This window comes from Providencia sp. PROV129, from assembly GCF_028482245.1.
Taxonomy (GTDB): domain Bacteria; phylum Pseudomonadota; class Gammaproteobacteria; order Enterobacterales; family Enterobacteriaceae; genus Providencia; species Providencia vermicola.
Window position 1 is genome coordinate 1 of record NZ_JAMPQD010000047.1, and the last position, 4,865, is coordinate 4,865.

The following is a 4,865-nucleotide window of genomic DNA, read 5'->3' on the forward strand; positions in this document are numbered from 1 at the left end:
AAGTATGACGAGTAATTGAAGTATGACGAGTAATTAGTTAAATATCTGCTAATCAGCACACACTTCACTAGATTAATTGTTCTTTAAGATAGTTTCATCCATTTTTCATTAAGTTTTTGATAGTTGAGCTGTAGCCACTGAATGGCAATGACTGTTGCTGCATTATCAATTGTGCCATTTTCTACCCACTGGTATGCCTTTTCTCTGCTAATAACGTGAACTTTGATATCTTCGTTTTCTGAGGCTAAACCGTGGATACCTTCAGCTTGAGTGCTATCGACTTCGCCAACAAATACGTGCATGCGCTCTGTTGTCCCGCCAGGGCTTGAAAGGTAGCTGAGCGCTTTTTCCGCATGGCGGATCTCAAGGCCCGCTTCTTCTATTGCTTCACGGCGAATGACCTCTTCTGGGGATTCATTTTCTTCAATCATCCCTGCTACGGCTTCGAGCAACCACGGCGTTTCGCTGGTTTCTATTGCTGGAAAGCGAATTTGTTCAATTAGCACAACATTATCGGTTTGCGGATCATAGGGTAAAACAACACCCGCGTGACCACGTTCAAAAACTTCACGGCAAATTTCGTTACTCCATCCACCAGCAAACAATTTGTGGCGAAATCGGTATTCCATCATTTGAAAAAAACCGTTAAATAATTTACGCTTGGATATAATTTCAACATCATTTTTGCCATATTTAATTGGCTGTTCTATTTTATTTGTCATTGCATTCTCCAAACACACTGATTTCCATCTTAAGGAAATAATTGTGGATTAAAACTGTTTTTAAGGTTTTTTAACCTCAGATGAGGTAATGTTTAATAAAATTGAGACAAAATGGCACAAAAGGCTACCGTGAATTCAAACGAACCTCTGCTACAATAAGCGCCATTATTCAAATCTAAGAGCAACATAGGGTCTGTTTTTTTATGATTGTCTCTAAAACGCATATTTTTATATCAAAGGCCTCAATTAGGCATGGTACGTTTTAGGCAACAGGCTCAACTTAATTTGCTGTTTAATCAAGGAATCAAAATGAAGAAACTGCTTCCCCTTTTAATTGCGATGAGTTTTGTGGGTCTCAGTACCAATAGCTACGCAGACGATTTACTGCAGGTTTACCAAAAATCGAAAGAAAGTAACCCTGAGTTAAGAAAATCATTAGCTGAACGTAATCAAGCTTTTGAAAAAATTAATGAAGCTCGCAGCCCATTATTACCTCAATTAGGTTTAGGCGCAGGGGCAAGTTACGGTAGTGGTTACCGCGATGCGAATAACACCGAAAGTACCGGTTTAAATGCATCACTGAAATTAACGCAAACTGTTTTTGACATGTCGAAATGGCGTCAACTGACGATTCAAGAAAAAACAGCTGGGATTTCTGATGTCACTTACCAGACTAGCCAGCAACAATTAATTTTAGATACCGCAACTGCTTACTTTAACGTTTTAAAAGCAATTGACGCGCTATCTTATATTGAAGCCAATAAAGAAGCGGTTTACCGCCAATTAGACCAAGTTACTCAACGTTTTAACGTTGGCCTTGTGGCGATTACTGACGTGCAAAACGCCCGTGCAAACTACGATAGTGTTATCGCACAAGAAGTTGCAGGTCGTAACGACTTAGAAAATGCGATTGAAAAACTGCGTCAAGTCAGCGGTGTATACTATAACCAACTGGCATCTTTAAATATCGAGCGCTTTAAAACCACTGAGTTGGGCGACATCAACGCTATCTTAAAAGAAGCAGAAGAGCGCAACCTTAGCTTATTAAGTGCACGTTTGGCTCAAGACGTTTCTCGTGAAAATATCCGTTTAGCAGAAACAGGCCATATGCCAACGGTGAGTCTTGATGCATCAACCGCAGTAACCAATACCTATAACCATGGTAGTGGTTACAACAATAGCTTAACAGGTAAAGGTGCAAGCAACAGTTATAATGGGCAAAACAGCATTGGCTTAAACTTAAGCATTCCTTTATACACGGGTGGTGCAACGAGTTCACAAGTTGAACAAGCACAATACGGTTTCCAAGGTGCGAGTGAGCAACTGGAAAGTGTTTACCGTAATGTGGTTCAGTTAGTTCGTTCATCATTTAATAACGTCTCTTCATCTATCAGTAGCATCAATGCATACAAACAAGTGGTTGTGTCTGCACAAAGCTCATTAGATGCGATGGAAGCAGGTTACCAAGTGGGTACACGTACAATTGTTGACGTATTAACATCAACAACTGCGCTGTACCAAGCGAAGCAAAATCTGTCTAACGCACGTTATGACTATATGATTAACCAACTGAATATTGAATTTGCTCGCGGCACATTAAACGAAGATGACATTGCACGCTTAAATGCTAACTTAGGTAAAGAAATTTCCACTGAGCCAAGCAGCATTATCCGTAATACCAATGCCCCTAAAATTAAATAATTTGATCGTTTAGTTTTAGATAAATAGAATGACCCGCTGTTTTGGCGGGTTATTTTTTATCAAAGCATAAAGAAAACCCTCTAAATCACTCGTTTTGCTTCAATTGAATCAGTTAAAACAGTTTTCCCTTCCCTCACTTATAAAATTCAGTTAATTCTCACTTTAGTTATTATTAAATAGCTCAAAAAACAAGCTTAAATTAATTCATTGATATTCAATGGAAATACTCCATTTCTTTTTCAGTTTTAATCAACCTTTCCTCAAAAAAGAGAAGAAAGTTACAAAAATGATAATTTCAATCTATTTCCTCTATATTTCTGCTTTAATTTTCAGCGTTTATCCCCTATCCTAGAGGTAACTTATAAAACATCTTACTTAAATTTTATTCAGGGTAATTACCATGACCATGAAGCGTACTAAAGATATTAATCAAAACGCCTTCCGCAAGTCTTGGCGTTCATACCGTTTAGCGCCTGTTGCTGTTGCTGTCAGTGCCGTATTTATGCTTTCTGCCTGTGAAGAAAGCGATGAAACGGTATCTCTGTATACCAATGCACAAGATTGTAGCCAAGCGAACCCATCTCAAGCAGAACAGTGCACATTGGCTTATAACAATGCATTACAAGAAGCGGCAAAAACTGCACCTAAATATGCAACACAAGCTGACTGTATTGCTGAATTTGGTGAGTCTATGTGTACTCAAGCCCCTGCCCAAGCAGGTCTTGCAGGTACAAGTTCAACCAATGGCGAGCAAACTGCACAAGCACAAAGCAGCGGCGGCAGCATGTGGATGCCATTAATGATGGGTTATATGATGGGTCGTATGATGGGCGGTAGCGCAGCATCTCAGCCGTTGTTTAGCTCGAAAAACCCAGCAAGTCCTGCAAACGGCAAATTTGTCGATGCATCAGGTAAAAGCTATGGCCCTGCGGTTGCAGGTGGTCGTTCAATGAGCGTACCAAAAACCGCAATGGCACCAAAGCCACCGACCACATCAACCGTCACTCGTGGTGGTTTTGGTGACACTGTTAATAAACAAGCGATGGCACAACGTTCGTCTTCATCTGCAAAATCAACTTCTTCTTCCCGCTCAATGGGTGGTTGATCAGTAATGAAACGAGTTCCCATTGTTGAGCGCCCAAATTGGCGCGAAAAAGCCTCCGAGTTTGGTTTTGAATTTCACACCATGTACGGCGAGCCGTACTGGTCTGAAGATGCGTATTATCAATTCACTATGGCACAGATCGAAGAGATTGAAGATGCAACCGCTGAACTGCATCAAATGTGCCTAAAAGTGGTTGAGCGTGTTATTGAAAGTGATGAATTACTAGCACGTTTTCAAATTCCTAAGCACTGCTGGGAATTTGTTCGTAGTTCTTGGAAAAGTGAGCAGCCTTCACTGTATTCAAGGCTTGATCTTGCCTACGACGGAGTTAATCCTCCTAAGTTACTGGAAAATAACGCAGACACGCCAACGTCTTTATATGAATCTGCATTCTTCCAATGGATCTGGTTAGAAGATCAAATTGAAGCCGGTAAGCTGCCTGAAAATGCGGATCAATTTAACAGCATTCAAGAACAGTTGATCGAGCGTTTTACTCAGCTTAAAGATCAACACGGTTTCCGTTTGCTGCATATGTCTTGCTGTCGTGATACAGAAGAAGACCGTGGCACAGTACAATATTTACAAGACTGTGCCAACGAAGCGGGGGTTGCTACCGAGTTCTTATATATCGATGAAATCGGTTTAGGTGAAAGAGGCGAATTCACTGATACGCAAGATCAGGTTATCAGTAATCTGTTTAAGCTGTATCCATGGGAATTTATGCTGCGTGAAATTTTTTCTACCAAACTGCAAGATGCTGGTGTTCGCTGGTTAGAGCCTGCATGGAAGAGCATTATTTCAAACAAAGCATTGCTGCCGATGTTATGGGAAATGTTCCCAGATCATCCTAACCTACTCCCAGCCTATTTTGCGGATGGTAAAACGCAGCCAGAGCTCGATAAGTACGTGATTAAACCACTATTTTCCCGTGAAGGTGCTAATATCCGTATTATTGAAAATGGCAAAGAAATTGCCGCTGCGGATGGCCCATATGGTGAAGAAGGGATGATTATTCAACAATTCCACCCATTACCGAAATTTGAAGGTAGCTATACCTTAGTCGGGAGTTGGTTGGTAAATGATCAACCTGCTGGAATTTGTATTCGTGAAGATAAAGAGCTGATCACCCAAGATCTGTCCCGCTTTTATCCACATACGATCATAGACTGATCAATAGCGAGATCACAAAAGCCCAAGCAATTGATTTTTTGGGCTTTTTTATGTCTTAAAAAAATATGGCAACCTAAAATATCCGTACGGTTGGCTCGAAATATGACGACAATATTCCTATAAACACAACGAAGGCATTCCTCTAAATAGTCCGAGTTAGCACAAAG

At 40.6% G+C, this 4,865-nt stretch carries 4 protein-coding genes; 3 read left to right on the forward strand and 1 reads right to left on the reverse strand.

Annotation, left to right across the window (positions count from 1 at the left end; all coding sequences use genetic code 11):
• Positions 1-83: 83 nt before the first annotated feature.
• Positions 84-722: an ADP-ribose diphosphatase gene (gene nudF, locus PSF27_RS20595; RefSeq protein WP_206083697.1), complete on the reverse strand. Its 639-nt coding sequence runs from the start codon at positions 720-722 to the stop codon at positions 84-86.
• Positions 723-1,031: 309 nt separating this feature from the next.
• On the opposite strand from nudF, the gene tolC reads away from it, so the two are divergent.
• From tolC to PSF27_RS20610, 3 genes are all read left to right on the forward strand, one after another.
• Entirely contained in the window at positions 1,032-2,423 is a 1,392-nt protein-coding gene (tolC, locus tag PSF27_RS20600; RefSeq protein WP_206083696.1) for an outer membrane channel protein TolC, read from the forward strand.
• Between the two features lie 400 nt (positions 2,424-2,823).
• Positions 2,824-3,528: a DUF1190 family protein gene (locus PSF27_RS20605; protein WP_047755625.1), complete on the forward strand. Its 705-nt coding sequence runs from the start codon at positions 2,824-2,826 to the stop codon at positions 3,526-3,528.
• Between the two features lie 6 nt (positions 3,529-3,534).
• On the forward strand, positions 3,535-4,698 hold the full coding sequence (locus PSF27_RS20610; protein ID WP_206083695.1) for a glutathionylspermidine synthase family protein: 1,164 nt from the start codon (positions 3,535-3,537) through the stop codon (positions 4,696-4,698).
• Positions 4,699-4,865: the final 167 nt, after the last annotated feature.